This is a genomic window from Pandoraea captiosa, assembly GCF_902459775.1.
Taxonomy (GTDB): domain Bacteria; phylum Pseudomonadota; class Gammaproteobacteria; order Burkholderiales; family Burkholderiaceae; genus Pandoraea; species Pandoraea captiosa.
In genome coordinates this window covers 103889-127642 of the sequence record NZ_CABPSQ010000004.1, presented here as the reverse complement: position 1 = coordinate 127642, position 23754 = coordinate 103889, and the positions used below count along the sequence as shown (strand labels likewise).

24 protein-coding genes are annotated in these 23754 nt (G+C 61.6%); 8 read left to right on the top strand and 16 right to left on the bottom strand.

The features are described from left to right. Positions 1–250: 250 nt before the first annotated feature. The 4 genes from PCA31118_RS14000 to lysS all read left to right on the top strand — a co-directional run bounded on the left by PCA31118_RS14000 (position 251) and on the right by lysS (position 3838). On the top strand, positions 251–472 hold the full coding sequence (locus PCA31118_RS14000; protein WP_150625799.1) for a hypothetical protein: 222 nt from the start codon (positions 251–253) through the stop codon (positions 470–472). A gap of 217 nt (positions 473–689) precedes the next feature. Further along, positions 690–1794, top strand: a protein-coding gene (gene prfB / locus PCA31118_RS13995; RefSeq protein WP_174990469.1) for a peptide chain release factor 2 whose coding sequence is annotated in 2 segments (ribosomal slippage) — positions 690–761 and positions 763–1794 — 1104 coding nt in all. Because the reading frame shifts where the segments join, the coding sequence is not laid out codon by codon here. Positions 1795–1797: 3 nt separating this feature from the next. Next, positions 1798–2277 carry an Ivy family c-type lysozyme inhibitor gene (locus PCA31118_RS13990; RefSeq protein ID WP_052810952.1) on the top strand — a complete coding sequence of 160 codons (480 nt, stop codon included), beginning with the start codon at positions 1798–1800 and terminating at the stop codon, positions 2275–2277. Positions 2278–2293: 16 nt separating this feature from the next. Further along, entirely contained in the window at positions 2294–3838 is a 1545-nt protein-coding gene (lysS, locus tag PCA31118_RS13985) for a lysine--tRNA ligase (RefSeq protein ID WP_150625797.1), read from the top strand. Positions 3839–3901: 63 nt separating this feature from the next. On the opposite strand, the gene PCA31118_RS13980 is transcribed toward lysS, so the two are convergent. The 3 genes from PCA31118_RS13980 to PCA31118_RS13970 form a co-directional block, all read right to left on the bottom strand. After that, the gene (locus PCA31118_RS13980) at positions 3902–5104 is read right to left on the bottom strand and encodes a hypothetical protein (RefSeq protein ID WP_150625796.1); all 1203 of its coding nucleotides are present in this window, start codon (positions 5102–5104) and stop codon (positions 3902–3904) included. A gap of 119 nt (positions 5105–5223) precedes the next feature. Beyond that, positions 5224–5826 carry a hypothetical protein gene (locus PCA31118_RS13975; protein WP_150625795.1) on the bottom strand — a complete coding sequence of 201 codons (603 nt, stop codon included), beginning with the start codon at positions 5824–5826 and terminating at the stop codon, positions 5224–5226. 30 nt (positions 5827–5856) lie between these two features. Further along, a complete protein-coding gene (locus PCA31118_RS13970) occupies positions 5857–7068 on the bottom strand; it encodes a glycosyltransferase family 87 protein (RefSeq protein ID WP_174990468.1) in 1212 nt (403 codons plus the stop codon). A gap of 401 nt (positions 7069–7469) precedes the next feature. On the opposite strand from PCA31118_RS13970, the gene PCA31118_RS13965 reads away from it, so the two are divergent. After that, positions 7470–8165 carry a glycine zipper 2TM domain-containing protein gene (locus PCA31118_RS13965; RefSeq protein WP_150625793.1) on the top strand — a complete coding sequence of 232 codons (696 nt, stop codon included), beginning with the start codon at positions 7470–7472 and terminating at the stop codon, positions 8163–8165. A gap of 131 nt (positions 8166–8296) precedes the next feature. Here the strand turns inward: PCA31118_RS13965 and iscX are convergent, their stop codons facing one another. From iscX to PCA31118_RS13910, 11 genes are all read right to left on the bottom strand, one after another. Then, a complete protein-coding gene (gene iscX, locus PCA31118_RS13960; protein WP_039399317.1) occupies positions 8297–8491 on the bottom strand; it encodes a Fe-S cluster assembly protein IscX in 195 nt (64 codons plus the stop codon). A gap of 75 nt (positions 8492–8566) precedes the next feature. Beyond that, on the bottom strand, positions 8567–8908 hold the full coding sequence (gene fdx / locus PCA31118_RS13955; protein ID WP_150625792.1) for an ISC system 2Fe-2S type ferredoxin: 342 nt from the start codon (positions 8906–8908) through the stop codon (positions 8567–8569). 23 nt (positions 8909–8931) lie between these two features. Next, complete coding sequence (hscA, locus tag PCA31118_RS13950) at positions 8932–10809, bottom strand: Fe-S protein assembly chaperone HscA (protein ID WP_150625791.1); 1878 nt, start codon at positions 10807–10809, stop codon at positions 8932–8934. A gap of 86 nt (positions 10810–10895) precedes the next feature. Beyond that, positions 10896–11426: a Fe-S protein assembly co-chaperone HscB gene (gene hscB / locus PCA31118_RS13945; RefSeq protein ID WP_150625790.1), complete on the bottom strand. Its 531-nt coding sequence runs from the start codon at positions 11424–11426 to the stop codon at positions 10896–10898. Positions 11427–11499: 73 nt separating this feature from the next. Continuing rightward, complete coding sequence (locus tag PCA31118_RS13940) at positions 11500–11727, bottom strand: DUF3565 domain-containing protein (protein ID WP_425495362.1); 228 nt, start codon at positions 11725–11727, stop codon at positions 11500–11502. Between the two features lie 61 nt (positions 11728–11788). Then, positions 11789–12112: an iron-sulfur cluster assembly protein IscA gene (iscA, locus tag PCA31118_RS13935; RefSeq protein WP_150625788.1), complete on the bottom strand. Its 324-nt coding sequence runs from the start codon at positions 12110–12112 to the stop codon at positions 11789–11791. 29 nt (positions 12113–12141) lie between these two features. Continuing rightward, positions 12142–12549 carry a Fe-S cluster assembly scaffold IscU gene (gene iscU, locus PCA31118_RS13930; RefSeq protein ID WP_150625787.1) on the bottom strand — a complete coding sequence of 136 codons (408 nt, stop codon included), beginning with the start codon at positions 12547–12549 and terminating at the stop codon, positions 12142–12144. Between the two features lie 18 nt (positions 12550–12567). Continuing rightward, entirely contained in the window at positions 12568–13791 is a 1224-nt protein-coding gene (locus PCA31118_RS13925) for an IscS subfamily cysteine desulfurase (RefSeq protein WP_150625786.1), read from the bottom strand. Between the two features lie 31 nt (positions 13792–13822). Next, complete coding sequence (gene iscR / locus PCA31118_RS13920) at positions 13823–14350, bottom strand: Fe-S cluster assembly transcriptional regulator IscR (protein ID WP_150625785.1); 528 nt, start codon at positions 14348–14350, stop codon at positions 13823–13825. A 116-nt stretch (positions 14351–14466) separates the two neighbouring features. Next, positions 14467–16575 carry a site-specific recombinase gene (locus PCA31118_RS13915; RefSeq protein ID WP_150625784.1) on the bottom strand — a complete coding sequence of 703 codons (2109 nt, stop codon included), beginning with the start codon at positions 16573–16575 and terminating at the stop codon, positions 14467–14469. Between the two features lie 104 nt (positions 16576–16679). Continuing rightward, complete coding sequence (locus PCA31118_RS13910) at positions 16680–17156, bottom strand: low molecular weight protein-tyrosine-phosphatase (protein WP_174990467.1); 477 nt, start codon at positions 17154–17156, stop codon at positions 16680–16682. Between the two features lie 235 nt (positions 17157–17391). On the opposite strand from PCA31118_RS13910, the gene PCA31118_RS13905 reads away from it, so the two are divergent. Continuing rightward, positions 17392–17718 (top strand): 7(1) septoil knot domain-containing protein, encoded by a 327-nt coding sequence (locus tag PCA31118_RS13905; protein WP_150625783.1) that lies wholly within the window; start codon positions 17392–17394, stop codon positions 17716–17718. 107 nt (positions 17719–17825) lie between these two features. Here PCA31118_RS13905 and uvrB read toward each other — a convergent pair whose 3' ends face one another. After that, positions 17826–19913 carry an excinuclease ABC subunit UvrB gene (uvrB, locus tag PCA31118_RS13900; RefSeq protein WP_150625782.1) on the bottom strand — a complete coding sequence of 696 codons (2088 nt, stop codon included), beginning with the start codon at positions 19911–19913 and terminating at the stop codon, positions 17826–17828. Between the two features lie 351 nt (positions 19914–20264). On the opposite strand from uvrB, the gene PCA31118_RS13895 reads away from it, so the two are divergent. Both PCA31118_RS13895 and PCA31118_RS13890 read left to right on the top strand, forming a co-directional pair. Next, positions 20265–21464 carry an amino acid aminotransferase gene (locus tag PCA31118_RS13895; protein ID WP_150625781.1) on the top strand — a complete coding sequence of 400 codons (1200 nt, stop codon included), beginning with the start codon at positions 20265–20267 and terminating at the stop codon, positions 21462–21464. A 229-nt stretch (positions 21465–21693) separates the two neighbouring features. After that, positions 21694–22935: a polyhydroxyalkanoate depolymerase gene (locus PCA31118_RS13890; RefSeq protein ID WP_150625780.1), complete on the top strand. Its 1242-nt coding sequence runs from the start codon at positions 21694–21696 to the stop codon at positions 22933–22935. A gap of 162 nt (positions 22936–23097) precedes the next feature. Here the strand turns inward: PCA31118_RS13890 and PCA31118_RS13885 are convergent, their stop codons facing one another. Continuing rightward, positions 23098–23736: a TetR/AcrR family transcriptional regulator gene (locus PCA31118_RS13885; RefSeq protein ID WP_044455246.1), complete on the bottom strand. Its 639-nt coding sequence runs from the start codon at positions 23734–23736 to the stop codon at positions 23098–23100. Positions 23737–23754: the final 18 nt, after the last annotated feature.

Sequence of the window (23754 nt, the reverse complement as noted above, 5' to 3'; positions counted from 1 at the left end):
GTTACCAGAGGCTGCATAAGGTTGCATAAGGTTGCATAAAGTTGCGGCGCAATGCACGCCCCGTTCGTCCGGCGTCGGAATGGTACCCGGCGCCCGACGTCACTTCAATAATAGTGAACAAAATCGCCTAAACAATTCACTTTTTTAACTCATGGGAAGCGCATAAACTCCGGGTTATCCCTAATGCGCTGTCTGCCACGGCATTCCGCCCCTGACCAGCACGGCGCGCCCTCGTGAAGGAACGCACATCATGTACCGCCCTCTGTCCGTCGCTGCCCACATGAACGCCTATGCCCCGGTGGTCGCCGCGCCGGCCACACCCCTTGGCCTGTTCTTCCGCGCTGTCGAACAATGGCGCCTGCACTACGAGCAAACGTTGCAGGCGGAGGCGCTCGCGTCGTTCGACGACACATCGCTTGCCGACGTCGGCTACGCGCGCGATGCCTTCGGCCTGCGGCAGATGCCGCGGTAAGGGAGTAAGGGCGGTAAGTCGGCCGTACGTCGGCTGTATGTCGGCTGTATGTCGGCTGTATGTCGGCGGGAAGTCCGCGATAGGTTTAATGTGAGACGCCGGCAAGGCAGGATTCGGCTCTGTCCGAAAGTCGTCAAAAACGCCCGAAAAGTCGGGGAAACAGGGGCTTCGCTGCGCTATAATTGCGGTTTTCCCGAATTCGCAACCGTCATAGCTCATGGAAGCAGAACGCCTCAACGCCCTCGAATCCCTGCTCGCCGACCTGCGCACCCGCGTCGGCGAGCTCAGGGGGTATCTTTGACTTCGATGTCAAGCAAGCTCGCCTGATCGAAGTCAACAAGGAACTCGAAGACCCCAACATCTGGAACGATTCCAAACGTGCCCAGGCCCTGGGTAAGGAAAAGAAGGCGCTCGACAGCGTGGTCACCAACCTGACCGAACTCGACGCAGGGCTTTCCGACACGCAGGAACTGTTCGACATGGCCCGCGACGAGGGCGACGAAGACTCGCTCGTGGCGCTGGAGAGCGACACGCAGGGTCTCGCCGCACGCGTGGGCGAAATGGAGTTCCGCCGGATGTTCAACAACCCGGCCGATCCGAACAACTGCTTCATCGATATCCAGGCCGGCGCCGGCGGCACCGAAGCCAACGATTGGGCCGGCATGCTGCTGCGCCAGTACTTGCGCTATTGCGAACGCAAGGGCTTCAAGGCCGAAGTGCTCGAAGTGTCGGACGGAGACGTTGCCGGCATCAAGAGCGCCTCCCTCAAGGTCACCGGCGATTACGCGTACGGCTATCTGCGCACCGAGACCGGCGTGCACCGTCTGGTGCGCAAATCGCCGTTCGACTCGTCGGGCGGTCGTCACACGTCGTTCGCCAGCCTGTTCGTGTACCCGGAAGTGGATGATTCGATCGACATCGAAATCAATCCGGCCGACGTGCGTACCGACACCTATCGCGCCTCGGGCGCGGGCGGTCAGCACATCAACAAAACCGACTCCGCCGTGCGTCTGACGCATATCCCGACGGGCATCGTCGTGGCTTGCCAGAACGATCGTTCGCAGCACCGCAACCGTGCCGAAGCATGGGACATGCTGCGCTCGCGTCTGTTCGAACATGAAATGCGCAAGCGTCGTGCAGAGCAGGACAAGCTCGAGTCGAGCAAGACCGATGTGGGCTGGGGTCACCAGATTCGCTCGTACGTGCTCGACCAGTCGCGCGTGAAGGATCTGCGTACCAGCGTGGAAACCGGCAACACTGGCAAGGTGCTCGACGGCGACCTGGACGACTTCATTTCGGCGAGCCTCAAGCAGGGAGTGTAAGGAATGGCGTTTGTCCGCACGCTAGCCGTGTGGGTGGTGAGTGCGCTGTGCTTGCAGCGCGCCGCCGTTGCTGCCCCGGCCAGTACCCCGGGCGCACCGGGTGCAAGTCCCGAGACGGGACCGTACCTGCATGAACTGCTCAAGCGCCCGGATTTTTCGGGCGCTTATGCACGCATCGTCGCTCCACGCAATGTGCCCGCGTGGGTGCGCCAGGGCGGAACGTCGACGCCGTCGCAACGTGTCAGCGTGGCGGGCAAGCCCTGGTTGCTGGTGCAGAGTTGCAAGCCGCACGATTGCCCAAGCGAGTACGTCCACATTTTGTACGAGCCGCGCTCGCAGGCGATCGCGGCGTTGTTTGTGCGGGACCCCAGTGCGGCGGCCAATGCCAGCCCGCATCAGGATCGCACCGAACTGATCTGGCTGGGTGCGCCCGACGGCTCGCTCAAGAATGCCCTGCTCCACACGCTGCGTTTTACCGAATAACCTCATCGTTCGCATCATGACCGATCAAAACACCCAGGCCGACCCGGCCAATCAGGCTAACGACCTGCCGCAGGACGACAACAAGCTCATCGCCGAGCGTCGCGAGAAACTGTCGGCGATTCGCGCGAGCGGCGTGGCGTTCCCGAACGACTTCCGTCCCGAGCAGCATGCCGGCGACCTGCAAGCCCGTTATCAGGACGTCGACAACGAAACGCTCGAAGCCGAGCCCATCGCCGTGTCGGTGGCCGGTCGCATGATGCTCAAGCGTGTGATGGGCAAGGCCGCCTTCGCTACCGTGCAAGACGGCAGCGGCCAGATCCAATTCTTCATCGGTCGCGACGACGTCGGCGCCGACTCGATGACCGCCTTCAAGGGCTGGGACATCGGCGACATCATCGCCGCAACCGGCACACTGTTCCGCACGCGCACCGGCGAACTATCGGTGAAGGTCAAGGAACTGCGTCTGCTCGCCAAAGCGCTGCGTCCGCTGCCGGACAAGTTCCACGGCCTGGCCGATCAGGAGACGAAATATCGTCAACGCTACGTCGACCTGATCACCTCGCCGGAAACGCGCAATACGTTCCGCGCACGCGCGAAGGCTATCGCCTCGATCCGTCAGTACATGACGGACGCCGATTTCATGGAAGTCGAGACGCCGATGCTGCATCCGATTCCGGGTGGCGCTGCGGCGAAGCCGTTCATCACGCACCACAACGCGCTGGATATGCAGATGTACCTGCGTATCGCACCGGAGCTCTATCTGAAGCGCCTGATCGTCGGCGGCTTCGAGCGGGTATTCGAAATCAACCGTAACTTCCGCAACGAGGGCGTGTCGCCGCGTCACAATCCGGAATTTACGATGATGGAGTTCTACGCGGCCTACACCGACTACCGGTGGCTGATGGACTTCACCGAGGCGCTGATCCGCCGCGCGGCCGTCGACGCACGCGGCACCGCGACCATCGAATATCAGGGCCGGGAACTGGATCTGTCGAAGCCGTTCCATCGTCTGACGATCGTCGAAGCGATCCTCAAGTACGCCCCGGAGTACACCGCGGAACAACTCGCCGACATCGAATTCGTGCGTGGCGCGCTGCTCAAGTACGGCGTGAAGACCGATGCCCCGCAGTTCAAGAACGCGGGTCTCGGCGCATTGCAACTGGCGCTGTTCGAAGAAACGGCCGAGAGCCAGTTGTGGGAACCGACGTTCATCGTCGATTATCCGGTCGAAGTTTCGCCGCTGGCGCGCGCCTCCGACACATTGCCCGGGATCACCGAACGCTTCGAACTGTTCATCACGGGCCGCGAGATCGCCAATGGCTTCTCGGAGCTCAACGATCCGGAAGATCAGGCCGCACGTTTTCGTGCGCAGGTCGATCAGAAAGATGCCGGCGACGAAGAAGCGATGTACTACGACGCCGACTACATTCGTGCGCTGGAGTACGGTATGCCTCCGACGGGTGGCTGCGGCATCGGCATTGACCGTCTGATCATGCTGCTCACCGACAGCCCCAACATTCGCGACGTGCTGCTGTTCCCGCACCTGCGCCGCGAAGACTGATCGGTCGTCAAGCGACACGTAGCAAGCCAAGCCGCAGCCCTCATCGGGTGCTGCGGCTTTTTTTCATAGCGACGTCGAACGCGCGCGACGCACCGCTTCCGCTGACGTGGCGTCGAGCCATTCGTTGGCGTCCGCGGGTGCGTCGCCTGTCGTTCCGATCGTTCCGGTCGTTCTCGTCACTGCACTCTCCACGGTCGCCGCAGTCGCCTCGGTCGCTGCAGTCGTTCCTGTCGATGCGGTCGCGCTGGCGGACAGGCATACCTCACGACGACGCGTCAGTGCGTCGTTCCCCGGCGCGTCCCCAATGAGCGCATCGCGCCAATCCGCACCGGCGCATTCACGCAAAAAGTCGGACAGCTCGATGGCAGCGACGCTTGTGACATCACCATCGGGCGGCAGCCGCTCCACCGTTTGCGTGACGTTGGACAGACAGTCCTGCAGGCCACCGGCGTGCATATGAAACGACACGATACGCGCGCATATCGGATCCATCAGCTCGCCCCGCTCGAAAGTCGCAAGATGCGGCAAAACGGCCCGACCGACGGCACAGAACAGCGCCGTATTCGGATTGGACGCCCAAACCTCCTCATCGATCGCGGGCATCACATCGCGCCACGACGGTGCCAGCGCCCGCCACCCCAGGTCATACTCGAGCGCCGCCATCGTCCCCGGCTCGAAGCCCGGCTCGCGAATGTAGACGGACGGCAGCGACAGCGCTTCGATCGTCGCGAACTCACTGGTTTCGACCGGCGTGTTCGCAACATTGGCGGCGGTCCGCGGCGACGCCTGCCTGTCCGATCGCCGAAGTTCTCCGACGCCGATCCCCAGGCACGACATGCGTTGCGCGATATCCGACGCCACTTGCCCCGGCCGAACCTCCGCGGGACATCCCCCTGGCGCCCGGGTCGCATCCAGCGTCTCCATCCACAGCGCACTGACGCGGTTCTCGTTCAGAAACGCCACCCGATCCGGCTCCGACCGCAGATGCATCACCGTGCGGCGCTCGACCTGCACGTCGACCGGGGACGTCTGAGGCAATAACGTATTGCATGTCTGCCGCGGACGCGGCTGCGCAACCGCGCGAAGCGCCCGCGCCCCCGCGAGATCGGTCGCCAATGCGGCGCCCGATGCGACGCTTTCGACACCCGTCAGGCGTGCTCCCGCAATGGGCGACACGAATCCGGACGAGGCGTGCGCGGTCGTCGCGGGAACGACGGATGCGTAGGAACCTACGGCGTACGATGAGAGCGGTGAGAAAGCTGGCATACGTAGTCTCCGGTAATGGCAGCGAAATGTGCCTCGACCGAGTCTAGGTAGCCGTTCGTGCGGTATTTTCGGGTCGCGAGCGTCGCTTACGTGAAACGCGACAACAAGCGGCTCCCGTTTCAGAAAGCCGGAATTCCGCGATACGCGGACGGCCAGTCGCCATCGAGCTGCAACCAGGTTCGCGAAATAGGGAGAATCGCCCCACTCGATGCCCCTTCGATCAACTGACGCAGCGCCAGCGACGACACTGTCTTCGTGTCGGTAGGAAACGCAACGACGAACGTGCGATTCACGGCGATAGCCGCAAACGTCGTCGCCTCAAAATGTTCGACCATCGACTGATACAGGTTGCCCAGCACCAGCGCACCGGCGGGCGCCATCCAGTTGCCGCGAGCGCCGCCGATCATCGTGCCGTCGTCGAGCCGCGCGATACCGAATTCGAAGTGGCGCGCCGTCCACGCTCGCGACAAATTGGACGCGGCCTGCGCGAATACGGCTTCGAACGTCAGCCCCGCATCGCGTAGATCCGCGCCTTGCAAACGCCGAAGCCCTGTCGGGCTGTCGAGCACCAACGTGACGAAGACGTCGTCGGAGAATGGCTCACTGACGTCGCCATCCGGATCGTGCGCTTCGACCCATTCGCGCGTCACGACATAGGGATACACGTGCGGGAGACTCGCGGTATCCAGTGGATTTTCGAGAGGGGGAAGCGTATCGATCATGGGAGTCGGACAACGCAATGGAAATGACGTTCACAGACAATAGGTGCCATTATGCGCGCGCCGATGGCTGACGACTCGCCATGCGCGCCAAGCAATCATCAGCATCAGGATCGGCAGCAGCACGACGCCCCATTGCCCCATCGGCGTCCACAGCACGGCGAGGTACGCCTGTAACGGCAGCAACCAGATTGCGGCCCGCAATCTATCACTGAGCCACGCCAGTGTCCCGCCGGGCGCAGTCGCGGGCCGCGATGCACCGAGGCACAGCAACGGCACGATCAGCCACACCAACTCGTAATACAGCAGATATGGCTGGGCTAGCAGCGTTGCGGTCATGGCGGCGGCGACCCGCAGCGGTAACGGCGCTTGCTTCGCCCATAGCCAGGCCGCGAACAGAACGGATGGCACCGCCACCACGCCGAAGAGCACGTACGCAGCGGACAACGATGCCCCATGCAAGCGTGCGGCCGCAAATGTCGTCGGCATCGCATGCCAAATGCCGCCCGCGCCCTGCTGAACCACCATGGCGTTGAACGTCGAGACCGACGCGAAAAACGCCTGCCACAGCGCCCATCCCTCCCAGCCCACCGTAAGCGCGCAACTTGCGGCGCCCGTGACTGCCATCGCCATCAAGGCACGCCACTGTCTGCCGCATAGCCACCACAACGGGAGCAATACCGCAAACTGCGGCTTCATAACCAGCAGCCCGCCGCAAAATCCCGCAAACAGCGGACGCGTGCCGGAAAGCGTAAGGGCCAACGTGACCAGCAGCAACGTGATAACGGCGTTCTGCCCTGCCAACACCGTCACCCAGAGACCGGGAAACGCGATGACCACCAGCCATGGCCAACCGGCCCTCTTTCGCCATGGCGCGACGGCGAGCGCAAACAAGGCGACACAGAGGCCCACGTACACGGCGTACGTCCACCGGTACGGCAGCGCCGACAGCGGTTGGATCACCCATTGGTACGTCGGCGGATAAAGCCAGTAACCGACTTCCGTGTAAGCGGGAAAAAACTGAAGTTGCAGCGCGCTGAGCGTTGCACGATCGAAGGCGGCAAGCGCACCAAGATGCGTCGTGATCCAGGAGACCGTCCAGTAGACGCGCAAGTCATGACCCAGCGGCGGCATCCCGGCCGTTCCCTGCGCCTCGCTCGTCAACCAACTGAACGCCCATGCCCCCAATGCGACCCACTGCAATAGCAGCACGACACCTGCGGCGATTACGACGCCACGCGTCAAGGGGGAATCGGGGCAACAAGGATAACCGGGGCGACCGAAATCATCTGCACCAGCGGACCCGCTGCCCGATGCGACGTCCTGGGACGGCGATGGCAATTCGCACGATGGCTGTCGATTCACGTCACGCGCCTCCAACGACTTGTTTCTTTTGTTAAGTCCAGCGCTCGCGCGCCGCATGGCGCCCTTCGGCAAGAATCAATAAAAACCCTATATTTCAATCACTTACAAATACCGAGACGAGGTTTTCAGGGTCAACCGGACGATGCACATCTTACATCGCGTTACAAAATGAAACGGATACCCAGATTGCCGTAGCGGAAACTTTTCTCATGCGAAATCGCCCGTGCACGCCAGCACGCAGAAGGGGATTCGCACTAACCGCACGATGGAGAAAAAACAACATGGATAACGATCTGCAACCGCGTCGCATGCATCCCTTGGTCGCTGCCGCAGCCGGTAGCATCGTGGTCGTCAGCCTGCTCGGTGTGGCTGCCATTACCGGCGTGCTGCCCGTTGCCAAGAGCACGGACGGCCCGGCACCGACCAATAGCGCCCAGTACGCGTTGACGAATCCGCAACAAGCGGCGCCGTCGACACAGTCGTCGTGGCAACCGGCCGCAGCGCAATCGGCTCAGAATGCCCAGAACACTCAAAGCGCCCAATACACCCAATCCGCACCGCAGCAAGCACCGGCAGAACGTGCGCCTGCTCCGCAGCCGTCGTACGCGCAACAAGCGCCCACACAACGTCAGGCATCCACCTGCTCGACGTGTGGCACGGTGCAGTCCGTCGAACCGATCCGCACGGAAGGTCACGCCACAGGCTTGGGCGCAGTCGGCGGCGCAGTGGCCGGCGGCCTGCTGGGCAACCAGTTCGGCGCAGGTAACGGGCGTACGGCAATGACGGTGGTGGGCGCACTCGGCGGCGGCCTTGCGGGGAACGAGGTCGAGAAGCGTGTCCGCTCGGATACCGTGTACCGCGTCTACGTGCGTATGGACACCGGCAAGACACGCTATTGGACGTACCAATCGGCGCCGGGCGTGCAACCGGGCGACCGCGTGCGCCTGGAGAACAATGGCCTGGTGCGCGCTAGCTGACGCGAATCGCGCATCGGCATATCACCACAACGCAACAATGCAAAAGCCGCTCGAAAGAGCGGCTTTTGTTTGGATACCTCAACGAACGTAGCTAGCCCGAACGGTCATCCCGCCGAGCGTTGACCAGTCCGTCAGTCGGCTTCGTCGATCCACGCCAGTTGAATGGCTTCCAGAATCTTCTCGCCGGAACGATCCGGTGCGTCATCGAAACCGTCGAGCGCCACCACCCACTTGTGCAGGTCGGTAAAGCGCACGTACTGCGGGTCGACGTCGGGATGCGCTTCAGTCAGCGCAATCGCGATTTCCAGGCTGTCGGTCCATTTCATGGGAAGCTCCTTTGTGCTGTCTCGTCAGCGCACGATACACGACGCCATGGGCGACGGAATCGGCGACGGCATCGATCAGTGATTTTCTTTGGCGTGATTGATCGTGTACTTCGGAATCTCGACGACCAGATCGGTGTCTTCCGGCATCAACGTCTGGCAGGAAAGGCGCGAGGTCGGCTCCAGTCCCCAGGCCTTGTCGAGCAAGTCTTCTTCCTCATCCTCTGCGGGCTCCAACGATTCGAAACCTTCGCGCACGATGACGTGACAGGTCGTGCAAGCACACGACAACTCGCATGCGTGCTCGATCTCGATGTGGTTGTCCAGCAGCGCTCGGCACACGGACGTACCCGGGGCAACATCCAGCACAGCGCCCTCGGGGCACAGCTCGACGTGAGGCAATACAACGATTTGTGGCATGGCTTTGAATTCCGTGTGTGTCTTTACAGTTTGTCGATGTCCGCGACGCGACGGCCGGCCAGCGCGGCTCGGATGCTCTTGTCCATACGGCGCGCAGCAAACGCATCCGTCGCATGCGAAAGGGTTTCCGTTGCCGTCTTGATTGCGCCCTGATCGTCGCCCGACGCCTTCTGACGCAAGTCGGCCAACAAGCCGTCGATCTGCGCCCGTTCGTCGGCGTCGAGCAGCTCCGGATCGGCTTGCAGCGCGCTGTCGATCGCGACCAGCAAGCGCTCGGCCTCCACCTGTTGCTCACGCAGTGCACGAGCGCGCATGTCTTGCTCGGCCGAACCGAAACTGTCCTGCAACATACGCGAAATATCCTCGTCGGCAAGACCGTACGACGGCTTGACTTCGATGGACGCCGCGACGCCGGAATGCATTTCCTGCGCGAACACGGACAACAAGCCGTCCGCGTCGACTTGATACGTCACCCGAATGCGCGCGGCACCTGCCGTCATGGGCGGGATGCCACGCAACTCGAACCTGGCCAGCGAACGGCAATCGGACACCAGTTCACGCTCGCCCTGCAACACGTGAATGGCCATGGCCGTCTGACCATCCTTGAACGTGGTGAACTCTTGCGCGCGTGCCACCGGGATCGTCGCATTACGCGGGATGATCTTCTCCACGAGGCCACCCATCGTCTCGACGCCGAGCGAGAGCGGAATGACGTCGAGCAACAACCAGTCGTCGCCCTCCGCCTGATTGCCTGCCAGCAAATTGGCCTGCACGGCGGCGCCCAAGGCGACAACCTGATCCGGATCGAGGTCGATGAGCGGTTCACGACCAAAGAAATTCGCGACTGCCGCGCGGACTTGCGGCATGCGCGTTGCCCCACCGACCAGCACGACGCCCTTGACGTCTTCCGGCCCCATTCCTGCATCGCGCAATGCCTTGCGCATCGGTCCGATCGTGCGTTGCACCAGCGGCGCGCCCAACTCGGTAAACTGGTCGCGCGTCAGCGTCAACGCCACCTTGCGTTCGCCGGACAACGTCAGCGACAGCGGCGCTTGCTCAGCATCCGTCAACGCTTCCTTGGCAGAACGCGCATGGTCCAGCAAGCTGCGTACGTCTTCCGGCGTCAGCGAGGCGATGTCGATGCCCGCCGACTGCACTGCCCAGCGGTAAATCGCCAGATCGAAGTCGTCTCCGCCGAGGGCCGAGTCGCCGCCCGCAGCGAGCACTTCGAACACGCCCTTCGTGAGACGAAGGATCGAGATATCGAACGTGCCTCCACCGAGGTCGTAGACGGCGTACAGTCCTTCCGCTGCGTTGTCGAGTCCGTACGCGATGGCAGCAGCCGTCGGCTCGTTGAGCAATCTGAGGACGTTGAGCCCTGCGAGTCGCGCCGCATCCTTGGTCGCCTGGCGCTGTGCGTCGTCGAAGTACGCAGGCACTGTGATCACGGCGCCCACGAGGTCGTCGCCCAACGTGTCCTCGGCGCGTTGACGTAGCGTCGCGAGAATTTCGGCCGACACTTCCACCGGGCTTTTCACGCCGCCCGCGGTGGTCATCTGCACCATGCCCGGCGCGTCGACGAAGTCATAGGGAGCATTGTCCGCATGCGCCACATCTGCAAGACCACGGCCCATGAAACGTTTGACGGAAACGATGGTGTTACGTGGATCGGTTGCCGCCGCCGCCTTGGCGTCGTAGCCGATCTGCGTACGGTGACCGCCCAGATAGCGGACGACGGACGGCAGCAAAACGCGGCCTTGTTCGTCGGGGAGGACTTCGGCCACACCGCTGCGCACGGAGGCGACGAGCGAGTGCGTCGTGCCCAGGTCGATGCCCACGGCGAGTCGCCGCTGGTGCGGCGCGGGGGACATGCCGGGTTCGGAAATTTGCAGAAGGGCCATGACTTTGCAATACGGACGACGCGTCGACGCGTGCGCCCTGTTCTCAAGCAGTTCTCAATGACATGTGACGGCGCCGCACCGGGCCGTCACGCGTTTTCCAGCATTTCGATGCGCTGCGCGATATCTTCTTCGGCGCGCGCAATGAACATCAGTTGGCGCACGGCTTCCGCCGCGGGTTGCCACGCGGCGCTGTCAAGCCACTCACCGAGCTTGGCGAGCCGCACACGGCGGTCGTCGCGCAGCGATCTGGCAAGCGCGTCGAGGGCATCGACATTGCGAGCCGCCACGGCATCGTCAATCGCTTCGCGCCATTCCATCTGTTGCATCAGGAAATCGGGGGCCATCGCGGTATTGTTTTCCGCGCCCACGTCGATACCCTGCAGCGTTAGCAAATACGTGGCCCGCTGTAACGGGTCACGCAACGTACGGTACGCAGCATTAGCCTGCGCGGCCCATTGCATGGCGACACGTCGCTCTGCCTCGCTTGCGCTCGCGAATCGATCCGGGTGCACACGCGATTGCACGGCACGGTACGCGGCCTCGAGGGCCTCGGTATCGAGCGCAAAGCGCTGCGGCAGATCGAACAGCGTGAAATAGTTGTCAGTCAATGCACTCATCGCGCCCATTCACCACGTTGCATCTGATTGCGGACCCGTAAAAAAAGCGGCTCGCGCCGCCTTGTTGCCTACGCTACTGCTCTCGCCCACTCCGCTGGCCACCTTCCGGTTCGTCGGATGGCTCGCCGCGTTCGCACTTCCGGCAAGGCAACTCGCGGCCCAGCATCGCCTCGCGACCCGCCGGGCTCTGCGTCCATGTCCGAATCTGCCACGGAGGCAAATGCCGGACATGTTGGCCGTGCCCGCATACCAGACGCGCCACCCATTGGCCTTCGTCGTCCTGCCGAAAACCGATGATCATTCGCATCGGGGCTGCGCCAGCCTGTGCTACAGATGGCACGAATGACACGAATGGCGCAGCGTCAGACGCGGAACGACTCGCCGCAGCCGCACTCGTCCTTCACGTTCGGGTTGTTGAAGCGGAACCCTTCGTTCAGGCCTTCGCGCGCGAAGTCGAGCTCGGTGCCGTCGATATACGGCAGACTCTTGGGATCGACGATCACCTTCACGCCGTGGCTCTCGAAGACCGTGTCCTCGCCCGCCACGTCATCGGCGTATTCCAGCTTGTAGGCCAGGCCCGAGCAGCCGGTCGTCTTCACGCCCAGCCGCAGGCCCACGCCCTTGCCGCGCCGCGTCAGATAACGCGTAACGTGCTGCGCGGCCTTCTCGGTCAATGTAATGGCCATCTTGCCTGATTCCTTATTCGTCGCGCCGCTCAGGCAGCCTGAGCCGTGTCGGCCGACTGGCCGTGCTTCTGCTTGTAATCGGCCACGGCCGCCTTGATGGCGTCTTCAGCCAGAATCGAGCAGTGAATCTTCACCGGCGGCAACGCCAGTTCCTGCGCGATTTCGGTGTTCTTGATTTCGAGCGCCTGATCGAGCGTCTTGCCCTTGACCCACTCCGTCACCAGCGACGACGAGGCAATGGCCGAACCACAACCGTAGGTCTTGAACTTGGCGTCTTCGATCACGCCGGCTTCATTCACACGGATTTGCAGCTTCATCACGTCGCCGCAAGCCGGTGCGCCGACCATGCCCGTGCCGACGGCGTCGTCGCCCTTCTCGAACGAACCGACGTTACGCGGGTTTTCGTAGTGATCCAGAACTTCCTTGCTGTACGACATGGCTAACTCCTTGAATACTCAGTGTGCGGCCCACTGGATCGAATTCAGATCGACCCCGTCCTTGTACATTTCCCACAGCGGCGACAGATCGCGCAGCTTGCCGATCTTGCTCTTGAGCAGTTCGACCACATAGTCGACTTCCTGCTCGGTCGTGAAGCGCCCCACCGTGAAGCGAATCGAGCTGTGCGCCAGTTCGTCGTTGCGACCCAGGGCGCGCAGAACGTACGAAGGCTCGAGGGACGCCGACGTGCACGCCGAACCCGACGACACCGCCACATCCTTGATCGCCATGATCAGCGATTCGCCTTCGACAAAATTGAAGCTGATGTTGAGGTTGTGCGGGACACGCTTCTCCATGTCGCCGTTCACATACACCTCTTCCATTTCCGTCAGACCAGTGAGCAGACGGTCGCGCAGCATGCGAATGCGCTCGTTCTCGACTGCCATCTCTTCACGTGCCAGACGGAACGCCTCGCCCATGCCAACGATCTGGTGCGTGGCCAGCGTGCCCGAGCGCATGCCGCGCTCGTGACCGCCACCGTGAATCTGTGCCTCGATACGCACACGCGGCTTGCGACGCACGTACAGTGCGCCGATGCCCTTCGGGCCATACGTCTTGTGTGCCGAGAATGACATCAGATCGACCTTCAGCGTGGCCAGATCGATCGGCATCTTGCCCGTTGCCTGTGCAGCGTCGACGTGGAAAATGATGCCCTTTTCACGGCAGATTTCACCGATCGTCGCGATGTCCTGAATCACGCCGATTTCGTTGTTCACGGCCATGATGGACACGAGAATCGTGTCCGGACGCAGCGCCGCCTTGAAGACTTCCAGATCCAGCAGGCCGTCGTCCTTGACGTCCAGATAGGTCACTTCAAAGCCTTCGCGCTCGAGCTCGCGCATCGTGTCGAGCACAGCCTTGTGCTCGGTCTTCACGGTGATGAGGTGCTTGCCCTTGCCTTGATAGAAATGCGCCGCGCCCTTGATGGCGAGGTTGTTCGACTCGGTCGCGCCCGAGGTCCACACGATCTCGCGCGGGTCGGCGTTCACCAGCTTGGCGACTTCCTCGCGTGCCTCTTCCACCGCTTGCTCGGCAGCCCAGCCGAACGAGTGGCTGCGCGACGCCGGGTTGCCGAATTGCTCGCGCAGATACGGCAACATCTTGTCCACGACGCGCGGGTCAATCGGCGTCGTGGCGCTGTAGTCCATGTAGATGGGGAGGTTGAGGGTGTCGTTTTTCATGGGGTGCTCCAGGATCGTGCCGTGGCGCCTGTTATGAACGGGCCATATCAAAGACCGAATTGGGGATACGCGTCGTCATCGTCTGGCTGCTGTTACCGGACTCGCGCGTGTCGCGCAGCACAGCCTGCTGTGCCTGCTTGCTGCGTTGCTGCTCGACGAGGTCGCGCAGCGAAACGGAATCGAGATACTCGACCATCTTCTGGTTGAGTGTCGCCCACAGTTCATGCGTCATGCAGTGCCCGCGATGGCCGTCCTGGCCCTTCTCGCAGTTACCTTTGCTGCCGCACTGTGTGGCGTCGAGCGGTTCGTCGACCGCAATGATGATGTCGGCGACGGTCACCTCTTCCGCGCGGCGCGCAAGACTGTAGCCACCGCCCGGCCCGCGCACGCTCTCCACGATCTCGTGGCGACGCAGCTTACCGAACAATTGCTCCAGATAAGAGAGGGAAATTCGCTGACGCTGACTAATGCCCGCAAGCGTCACGGGACCCGCGTCCTGGCGCATGGCCAGGTCGATCATCGCCGTGACGGCGAAACGGCCTTTCGTGGTAAGTCTCATGATGATGCAGGGGATTAATCTCGACTATTTTCGTCAAGTATAAATTCCCTACGAATTTAGTCAAGTACTTCTGGCCCATTTTTTGCGGAAGTTCCCGAACCCCGTTGTGAAACTTCTTATTTTTCGGGACGAGCATCTCGCTGGGGGACCCGCTGAGGGAACAGCAGCACCAGAGGATTGCGCAACACGGCGCGCCAGATGGCGCGGTGGAGTTGCCGACGATCGCCCAGCCGAAGTGGACGCGATCTGAGCGCCATGTGGAATGCTAACGCAAAACTGACGCCGACGTTGAGCAGCCCCATCGCCGCGACACCCGCGAATGCCAGCCAAAGGGCCGGATCGTGCAGCACCGGCATGCCAAGTACGCCGATCGACGTGGCGATGGCGCCGGTCGACAACGTCACGTGGCGCACTTCGAACGGCAACGCGAACGCCGTCAATATGGCGGGCACCAACCCAAGCATGAACCCAAGCATCAGGTTACCCAGCACCGGCGCAATGTGGCGACGGCACCAGTCGGCCAACCGTGCCGCACCGTTTCGCCCGAAGACGAACCGCAGACGGCGGTTGTACGCGAGTACGTCACCAATGCCATGCAACGCGAACCAATTGTCTGCCCAGCCGGAAATCAGGCTCGAACACCACAGCAGCACGCCTGTTAGCGCCGCAAAGAACGGGGTGACGCCGAGAATCGAGAACGAATGCAACGTAGCGTGCGCCTTTTCCGGCGAAATCGTATTGACGCCGAGCGCCGCCGACACGGCCCATTGCACCAGCAGGCAGAACGGAAACACCATCGCCAGATTGCCAAAAATCGCCGCGGCCTGGGTGCGCACCAGCGCGATCACTTCGCCGACGAAAGCGTCCATGCCGGCGGGGGTATCGACATCGTCGAGCCGACTGGCAATGGCGGGTGCCGTCATGGCCGGTTGTTTGGTCGCCAGCGTGAAATGGCAGAAGTGCATGAACAGGAAGCACAGCGCATAGTTGGCGCCCGCAAGAAATCCTTCCACCACGGTCGGCAGATGCGCGCCGGCGATCATGAACTTGACATAGACGGTCACCACCGTGACCAGGCCGCCGCCACAAGCCATGCGCAGCATCGAGAAATACTCGCTGCGATTGCGCGCAATATAGTGCTCGCCCGTCTCGGCACTGCGCTCGACGACCTTGCGCGCCAGCAGCCCGAACGACATGCGCGCCAGTTCGCCCACGCTCTGACTGGCCCGGTTGGCACGTACGAGGTCGGCGACCAGCCGAACGCGAGCAACGGCCCGCTCACCGCGATCTCCGTGCGTCAACCAGGCCTCCAGCAACCGCTCAAGCCGCCGAATTCGCGCTTTGGCGCGCTCGACCAGAAACACGATATCGACGCTCACCCCGTTTTCATCCAGGTGGGCATACACCTGGCGTATGGCATGCCCGCAATCGTCGAGCAGTGCGCGAAAGACATTGATCTGTTGCAGGAAAACCTGCGACGGCGGCGCCCCATGAGAGAACGCCTGACCGGCGTCTTCCAGCGCCTGCATGGCGCGCCCGAGCCGGTAGAACGGCGAGTCGGTCACACGCGAATACGACAGGCGCGAGCGCACGGACTGCGACAGCCCGGTCGACGCAATCTGATCGACCAGGTGATGCATGGCAGCCAGCAGATCCTGGGCGAACGGATTCCAGTCGGCGTCGGCATCGTCGGCCTCGCCGTGATGCAGCAGTGCGATGAGGTCCCCCAGGAGATCGGGCGGCATCGCGGCGATCCAGTCAGCTGCGTCGCCGTCCGGAAACATCAGCGAACACAATGCGGACAGGTCGCGACGGGTCGGTGGCGGCGGAATCAGGGCCTTCTCGATGCGCTCGACCAGCGCGCCCCAAAATCCGGGCCGCACGGGCATGCCGGTATCGCAAAGCAACGAAATGGCGTCGCTTTCGTTGATGACGCTGCGCAGTGTGCGGGCGACTGGCAAGCGCCACTGCGGGTTGCGATCGAGCATTTGCAGCAAATAGCGCAACCGCGTATGGGGACGGTATCGCGCCATTTCCCCGTGTGCGCGATCTCCATTCACGAGCGCTCCGCGCTTTTGCACCCAGTGCGCCAATTCGACGAGCCATTGATTGCGGACTGCCAACGGCGCCGAGGGGTCGGCATGTGCCAGCAGTTCGTCGAGTTGATGGCCGGCGTGGCGCGACGCGCGCCATTTGCGCCAGTACGAACGGAGCGAATTAAGCATCTATCAGGAAACGAGTGAAAAGCGGAAAAGTGTCGGTGGAGCAACCGACGAAAGTGACTGCGACGTCAACCGACCGGTCGATCATGCGCCGCAGGGAATGACATTTAAACGGGCTTTCCCAAATGGGCGAGAAAGCCGTCGAGACCGTCTTCAATATAGTCGAGCACGGTTTCGAATCCTTGCTCGCCACCGTAATAGGGATCAGGCACTTCCGTGGCGTCGTGACGGGTTGCGAAATCCATCAGCCGTACGATCTTGTGACGATACTCGGCGGGACAGCGCACCATGAGTTCGGACACATTGGCGTTGTCCATCGCGACGATCCATTCGAATCGTTCGAAGTCGCTCGCCTCCACCCGACGTGCGCGCAGCGAACTCAGGTCATAACCGCGCCGTTCGGCTGCCGCCTGCGTGCGGGCATCGGGCGCATGGCCGATGTGGTAGCTATGAGTCCCTGCCGAGTCGACCTCGACGACATGGGTCAACCCGGCATTCGCGAGACGTTGACGAAAAATACCGTCGGCACTGGGAGAACGACAAATGTTGCCCATGCAGATAAACAAGACGGAGGTTTTTTTCATTTGCGTGTGAAATGGAAATTCGTGAACACTGACACGACGAGGAGTGCCCCGGCAATCAACAAAATGGATTAAAGTCAGCGGACCGAATCAGGCATTGGATCCGGACCATCCGGACCATCCGGGCCATCCAGGCCTATTGGAAAATGTGTCGCCGCATCGCCGACAAAGCCTTGGCCCTGCGCATGCCCCCCGCCACACGCAGCACACCGATCATCACCAGCGACCTGAACAGCTCATGAAAATCAAGCAAGCCGCCAGTCTGACCCTGGCATTCTGTCTGGCAGCGCCAATCGCCAATGCTGGCGAAGTCAACAAGGCGCTTTGCACATTCAATGGGATTCCGCTGCGCGGCAAGGTGAAGTTCGTGAACAGCTTTCCCGACATCAAGATTCAAGTCGTCTCGAGCTTTCCGGACCTGAATGTGCAAAAAGTGTCCGCGTTTCCCGACAGTTGCGGTCAGTGGCAGATCGTGGATTCGTTTCCCGACTTCACGGTCCAGATCGTGTCGTCGTTCCCCGATGTCAAGATCAGATGGGTGACGTCCTTTCCGGGCGTGAATTGATCCTTTCGGTGTCATCGGCCCCGGTTCGCTCCGGCGGCATCGTCATCCACCGAACCGAACCTTCGCACCTGCGCCACCCCGTCCACCTGATCCAACGCCCCACCGCTTCAACCCTTGGGCCCCAGTTCTGCCTCGCTCGCGCCGTCGGTACCGAACACCAGCGCCTTGACGTGCAGCAACTGGTCGCGCACCTTGGCCGCCTTCTCGAACTCCAGGTTTCGCGCATGCTCCTGCATTTGCTTTTCGAGTTTCTTGATCTCGCGGGCCAGTTGCTTTTCCGACATGTCCTGATAGTGCGCCTGCTCTTTGGCCTCAGCCAGTTCCGCCTTCGCGTCCTGCGGATCGTACACACCATCGATGATGTCCTTGATGCGCTTTTTCACGCCCTGCGGCACGATGCCGTGCGCCTCGTTGTGCGCGATCTGCTTGGCGCGACGACGTTCCGTCTCCCCAATGGCACGCTTCATCGAATCGGTCATCTTGTCGGCGTACAAGATGGCGGTACCGTTGACGTTACGCGCCGCCCGGCCGATCGTCTGAATCAATGAGCGCTCGGCGCGCAGGAAACCTTCCTTGTCCGCATCGAGAATCGCCACGAGCGAGACTTCCGGAATATCCAGCCCCTCACGCAGCAGGTTGATCCCGACCAGTACGTCGAACGCGCCCAGACGCAGATCGCGAATGATCTCCACGCGCTCAACGGTGTCGATGTCGCTGTGCAGGTAGCGGACCTTCACGCCGTTGTCCGACAGGTACTCGGTCAATTGCTCGGCCATACGTTTCGTGAGCGTGGTCACGAGCACGCGCTCTTCCACGGCGACACGCTTGTTGATCTCCGACAGCACGTCGTCGACCTGCGTGCGTGCCGGCCGCACTTCGATCGTGGGATCCACCAGTCCGGTCGGACGCACCACCTGCTCGACCACTTGCCCGGTTCGCTTCGCCTCGTAGTCTGCGGGCGTCGCCGATACGAAGATCGCCTGACGCATTTTGCGTTCGTACTCCGCAAACTTGAGCGGACGATTGTCCAGCGCGGACGGCAGGCGAAACCCGTAATTGACGAGGTTCTCCTTACGCGCCCGGTCACCGTTGTACATGCCGTTGAACTGGCCGATGAGCACGTGGGATTCATCGAGGAACATCAGCGCATCCGGCGGCAGATAGTCGACGAGCGTCGGCGGCGGTTCGCCGGGCGCAGCACCGGACAAGTGCCGCGAATAGTTTTCAATGCCCTTGCAGAAACCCAGTTCCTGCAACATTTCCAAATCGAAACGGGTCCGCTGTTCAAGGCGCTGCGCTTCGACCAGTTTGCCTTCCTTGTAAAAGAAATCGAGCCGCTCGCGCAGTTCGTCCTTGATCGTCTCGATCGCGCGCAACACCGTATCTCGCGGCGTGACGTAATGCGAGGACGGATACACCGTGAATCGCGGCACTTTTTGGCGAACCCGTCCGGTCAGCGGATCGAACAGTTGCAACGAATCGACCTCGTCGTCGAACAACTCGACACGCAGCGCCAGCTCGGCATGTTCCGCAGGGAATATGTCGATGGTGTCGCCACGCACGCGAAACGTACCGCGGCCGAAATCGGTTTCGTTACGGGTGTACTGCATGGCGATCAATCGGGCAATGATCTCGCGCTGTCCCAGCTTGTCGCCCTGGCGCACCGTCAGAATCATCTGGTGGTATTCGGTGGGATTGCCGATACCGTAAATGGCGGATACCGTCGCCACGATCACCACATCACGTCGTTCAAGCAGACTCTTGGTCGCCGACAGACGCATCTGCTCAATGTGCTCGTTGACCGACGAGTCCTTTTCGATGAAGAGATCGCGCTGGGGAACGTAGGCTTCCGGCTGGTAATAGTCGTAGTACGAGACGAAGTACTCCACCGCGTTGCGCGGGAAGAACTCGCGAAACTCGGAGTACAACTGCGCGGCAAGTGTCTTGTTCGGCGCGAACACGATGGCGGGACGGCCCATGCGGGCGATCACGTTGGCCATCGTGAATGTCTTGCCCGAGCCCGTAACGCCCAACAGCGTCTGAAAGGCGAGCCCGTCGTTAATGCCTTCGGTCAGTTGCGCGATGGCCGTCGGTTGATCTCCCGCAGCAGGAAACGGGCAGTAGAGCTGATAGGGCGAATCGGGGAACGTCAGGAACTTGCTTTCGTCGAGATCGGTGTCAGCCGCAGGGGTCATGGCGGGGCGCGAACATGAGGGACGTAATTCGGCATTTTAGCGCGTCGGACGATTCCCTGAGTCCGATGGGTGACAGGACGCAGGTCGAGGTCCGCGACAACGGACAGTCGGTCCCCCGGACAACCTCCGGCCACCGACGAACACCCTACCGTCACCCGAAAATCGGCCGATTTCGTCAATTTCTGGCAATACGAGGCACTTTTCGTGCCGAAAACGCAGGAATTCGTCGAACGCGCGTCGGTGTTTACCACAAGCGCGGGTAATCTTCGCTAAAATAGCGCGTTGGGCCGATCCTGCGTAAGTTGCGGCCGTCCCGCTGCATTTTCCTACTACCTGCCTCGAGCCGTCGAAATGACCCTCTTTTCCGCTGTCGAACTCGCCCCGCGCGACCCCATCCTTGGCCTGAACGAAGCCTACAACGCCGATCACCGCACCGATAAGGTGAACCTCGGCGTTGGTGTGTATTTCAATGCAGAAGGCAAACTGCCGCTGCTCAAGGCCGTGAAGGCAGCGGAAGAACAACGCGTGGCGGCAGGCCTGCCGCGCGGCTATCTGCCGATGGAAGGTATTGCCGCCTACGACAAGGCCGTGCAGGAGATGCTGTTCGGCAAGGAGTCGCCGGTCCTGACCGAAGGCCGCGTGGTCACCGCCCAAGCACTCGGCGGCACTGGCGCCCTGAAGATCGGCGCGGACTTCCTCAAGCAGCTCAACCCCAACGCAACCGTCGCCATCAGCGACCCGAGCTGGGAAAACCATCGCGCCCTGTTTTCGACGGCCGGCTTCAACGTCGTGTCGTACCCGTACTACGACGCCGCATCGCACGGTGTGAACCTGAGCGGCATGCTCGACATGCTGGGCAAGGAACCGGAAGGCACGATCGTCGTACTGCACGCCTGCTGCCACAACCCGACTGGCGTCGATCTCTCGATGGATCAGTGGGCGCAAGTCGTGGAAGTCGTGAAGACCCGCAAGCTGGTGCCGTTCCTCGACATCGCCTACCAGGGCTTCGGCGACGGCATCGATGCCGACGCCGCCGTGGTTCGCCTGTTCGCTGCCGCCGGCCTCAACTTCTTCGTCTCGAGCTCGTTCTCGAAGTCGTTCTCGCTGTACGGCGAACGCGTGGGCGCCCTGTCGATTGTCACGGGCAACAAGGACGAGTCGGCTCGCGTGCTCTCGCAACTCAAACGCGTGATCCGCACGAACTACTCGAACCCGCCGACGCACGGCGGCTCGGTGGTCGCCGCCGTTCTGGGCAACGCCGAACTGCGCGCACTCTGGGAAGAAGAATTGGCCGAAATGCGTGAGCGTATCCGCGCAATGCGCCTGGCACTGGTCGAGAAGCTGCGCGCTCATGGCGTGGACCGCGACTTCTCGTTCGTGATCAAGCAGCGCGGCATGTTCTCCTACTCGGGACTGACCGCCGACCAGGTCGAGCGCCTGCGTGAAGAATTCGGGATCTATGCCGTGAGCACCGGCCGCATCTGCGTGGCTGCGCTCAACGACAAGAACATCGATCACGTGGCCTCGGCGATCGCCCAAGTGCTGCGCTAAGCGACTCATTGAAGCGCAGTTCGCGCCAAATGAGAAAGCCCGCCATCCGGCGGGCTTTTTTTGATGCCCCAATTGTTGCATCGCAACAACGATAGTTTATAACAATGGCTCGAATAAGCTAAGACTATCGACATGATGCGGAAATGCCATATATCAGGGTTATGCTGCGTTGCACAGCCGCGATAAACGGTTGCATAATTCCCCCATCATCCGCCTCAGGGCACACAACATGCTGTATCAGATTCATGAGTACAACCGCGCGTGGCTGAATCCTCTCACCACGTGGGCAAAGGCGGCGGCGACGACTTTCGTCAATCCGGGCAGCCTGCTTGCCATGATGCCGGGCGCGCCCCGCATTGCCGCCGGATATGAATTGCTCTATCGGCTCGGCAAGGATTACGAAAAACCCGAATTCAACATCAAGGCAGTCGAGGTCGACGGACACAACATCCCCGTGGTGGAAATGACCGCGATGGAAAAGCCGTTCTGCCGCTTGCTGCGCTTCAAGCGTTACGCCGACGACGCCGGCGCCGTTGGACAGCTCAAGGACGATCCGGTCGTGCTGGTCGTGGCACCGCTCTCCGGTCACCACGCTACGCTGCTGCGCGACACTGTCTCCACGCTGCTCAAGGACCACAAGGTGTACATCACCGACTGGGTCGATGCACGCATGGTGCCGCTTGAAGCGGGGTCGTTCCATCTGGACGACTATGTTGCGTACATTCAGGAGTTCATCCGTCACATCGGCGCGGAGAATCTGCACGTCATTTCGGTATGTCAGCCGACCGTGCCGGTGCTCGGCGCCATTTCGCTCATGGCCTCGAACGGCGAAAAAACGCCCAAGACCATGACGATGATGGGTGGCCCCATCGACGCCCGAAAGAGCCCCACCGCCGTCAATTCGCTGGCGATGAACAAGTCGTACGAGTGGTTCGAGAATCACGTGATCCACGCGGTCCCGTCGAATTATCCGGGCGCCGGTCGCCTCGTGTATCCCGGCTTCCTGCAACATGCGGGTTTCGTCGCCATGAATCCGGACCGCCATCTGAAGTCGCACTGGGACTTCTATCTGGACCTGATGCGCGGCGACAGCGACGACGCCGACTCGCACCGCCGCTTCTACGACGAATACAACGCCGTGCTCGACATGGCGGCGGAGTATTACCTCGATACGATAAAGACGGTGTTCCAGGACTTCAGTCTCGCGCGCGGCACATGGGATGTGGCGGGAGAGCGTGTTCGTCCGCAGGACATCAAGACGACGGCACTCTTCACGATCGAGGGTGAACTGGACGACATTTCGGGCAGCGGCCAGACGCAGGCAGCGCACGAGCTGTGCACCGGTATCCCGGCCAAGCGTCGTGCGCATTTCACCGCGCCGAAGTGCGGTCACTACGGCATCTTCTCCGGCAGTCGCTGGCGCAATGTGATCTATCCGCAGATCCGCGACTTCATCGCGAAGCACGCCTGAGCGTGAGTCGCTAGCCAGTCGCGAGTCCGTCGCTATCGGCGACAGCCACACAAAAACCGCCGCGTGTGCTACGGCCCACTCGGCGGTTTTTGTTTTCCGATCGACGCGGAATACGGCCCGCCGCAAACGGATGGCGGGCGGCGGCAGGCGTCGTCTGAACGGCTATCGCGTACGCAATGAATCCAGCAGCATCTGCGTATTGAACGACGAGTACGTCTTTCGCGCATCCTCGCTCATCACGTCCCGCCCCATCACGATGGAGAGCGTATGGCGGTTGGACATCACGTAATACCCCATCGCCGAGATGGTCACGTAGAGATCGACGGGATCGATGCCCTCGCGAATCTCGCCACTGATCTGACCGCGCCTGAGCGTTTGTGCGAGCAGGTCGACGATCGGCGAGACCTGCTGACGAATCTCCGTCGACTGACGCATCGACTTCGCCTCGTGCAGATTTTCGTTGTTGATGAGCTGGATCAGCTCCGGGTGATCGGCGTAATAATCCCACACGAAATGGGCGAGTTCGGCCACGGCGTCGAGCGGCGCGAGCAAATCGAGCTTGAGCGCATGTTCGGCGCGGTTGAATTCGCCATAGACCTCTTCGAGGACCGCCAGATAGAGCTGGTCCTTGTTACCGAAGTAGTAATAGAGCATGCGCTCGTTGATCTCGGCTCGCCGTGCGATGCTGTCCACGCGCGCCCCACTCGAACCACGTTCCGCAAACTCCTCGATCGCAGCGGCAAGAATGCGCTGGCGGGTGCGTTCCGGGTCACGTTTGATCTTGGTTTCTAGGGTTGTCATGATCGGCCGGTCGTTCTC

What these genes read in the sequence shown, in the direction of transcription:
- lysS (WP_150625797.1), top strand. Translation starts at nt 2,294, where the DNA reads ATGACCGATCAAAACACCCAGGCCGACCCGGCCAATCAGGCTAACGAC.
- fdx (WP_150625792.1), bottom strand. Translation starts at nt 8,908, where the DNA reads ATGCCACAAATCGTTGTATTGCCTCACGTCGAGCTGTGCCCCGAGGGC.
- iscA (WP_150625788.1), bottom strand. Translation starts at nt 12,112, where the DNA reads ATGGCCATTACATTGACCGAGAAGGCCGCGCAGCACGTTACGCGTTAT.
- PCA31118_RS13980 (WP_150625796.1), bottom strand. Translation starts at nt 5,104, where the DNA reads ATGCCAGCTTTCTCACCGCTCTCATCGTACGCCGTAGGTTCCTACGCA.
- PCA31118_RS13940 (WP_425495362.1), bottom strand. Translation starts at nt 11,727, where the DNA reads ATGATCATCGGTTTTCGGCAGGACGACGAAGGCCAATGGGTGGCGCGT.
- PCA31118_RS13905 (WP_150625783.1), top strand. Translation starts at nt 17,392, where the DNA reads ATGAAAATCAAGCAAGCCGCCAGTCTGACCCTGGCATTCTGTCTGGCA.
- PCA31118_RS13895 (WP_150625781.1), top strand. Translation starts at nt 20,265, where the DNA reads ATGACCCTCTTTTCCGCTGTCGAACTCGCCCCGCGCGACCCCATCCTT.
- iscX (WP_039399317.1), bottom strand. Translation starts at nt 8,491, where the DNA reads ATGAAATGGACCGACAGCCTGGAAATCGCGATTGCGCTGACTGAAGCG.
- PCA31118_RS13890 (WP_150625780.1), top strand. Translation starts at nt 21,694, where the DNA reads ATGCTGTATCAGATTCATGAGTACAACCGCGCGTGGCTGAATCCTCTC.
- PCA31118_RS13965 (WP_150625793.1), top strand. Translation starts at nt 7,470, where the DNA reads ATGGATAACGATCTGCAACCGCGTCGCATGCATCCCTTGGTCGCTGCC.
- hscB (WP_150625790.1), bottom strand. Translation starts at nt 11,426, where the DNA reads ATGAGTGCATTGACTGACAACTATTTCACGCTGTTCGATCTGCCGCAG.
- PCA31118_RS14000 (WP_150625799.1), top strand. Translation starts at nt 251, where the DNA reads ATGTACCGCCCTCTGTCCGTCGCTGCCCACATGAACGCCTATGCCCCG.
- uvrB (WP_150625782.1), bottom strand. Translation starts at nt 19,913, where the DNA reads ATGACCCCTGCGGCTGACACCGATCTCGACGAAAGCAAGTTCCTGACG.
- hscA (WP_150625791.1), bottom strand. Translation starts at nt 10,809, where the DNA reads ATGGCCCTTCTGCAAATTTCCGAACCCGGCATGTCCCCCGCGCCGCAC.
- iscR (WP_150625785.1), bottom strand. Translation starts at nt 14,350, where the DNA reads ATGAGACTTACCACGAAAGGCCGTTTCGCCGTCACGGCGATGATCGAC.
- iscU (WP_150625787.1), bottom strand. Translation starts at nt 12,549, where the DNA reads ATGTCGTACAGCAAGGAAGTTCTGGATCACTACGAAAACCCGCGTAAC.
- PCA31118_RS13975 (WP_150625795.1), bottom strand. Translation starts at nt 5,826, where the DNA reads ATGATCGATACGCTTCCCCCTCTCGAAAATCCACTGGATACCGCGAGT.
- PCA31118_RS13910 (WP_174990467.1), bottom strand. Translation starts at nt 17,156, where the DNA reads ATGAAAAAAACCTCCGTCTTGTTTATCTGCATGGGCAACATTTGTCGT.
- PCA31118_RS13990 (WP_052810952.1), top strand. Translation starts at nt 1,798, where the DNA reads ATGGCGTTTGTCCGCACGCTAGCCGTGTGGGTGGTGAGTGCGCTGTGC.
- PCA31118_RS13885 (WP_044455246.1), bottom strand. Translation starts at nt 23,736, where the DNA reads ATGACAACCCTAGAAACCAAGATCAAACGTGACCCGGAACGCACCCGC.
- PCA31118_RS13925 (WP_150625786.1), bottom strand. Translation starts at nt 13,791, where the DNA reads ATGAAAAACGACACCCTCAACCTCCCCATCTACATGGACTACAGCGCC.
- PCA31118_RS13915 (WP_150625784.1), bottom strand. Translation starts at nt 16,575, where the DNA reads ATGCTTAATTCGCTCCGTTCGTACTGGCGCAAATGGCGCGCGTCGCGC.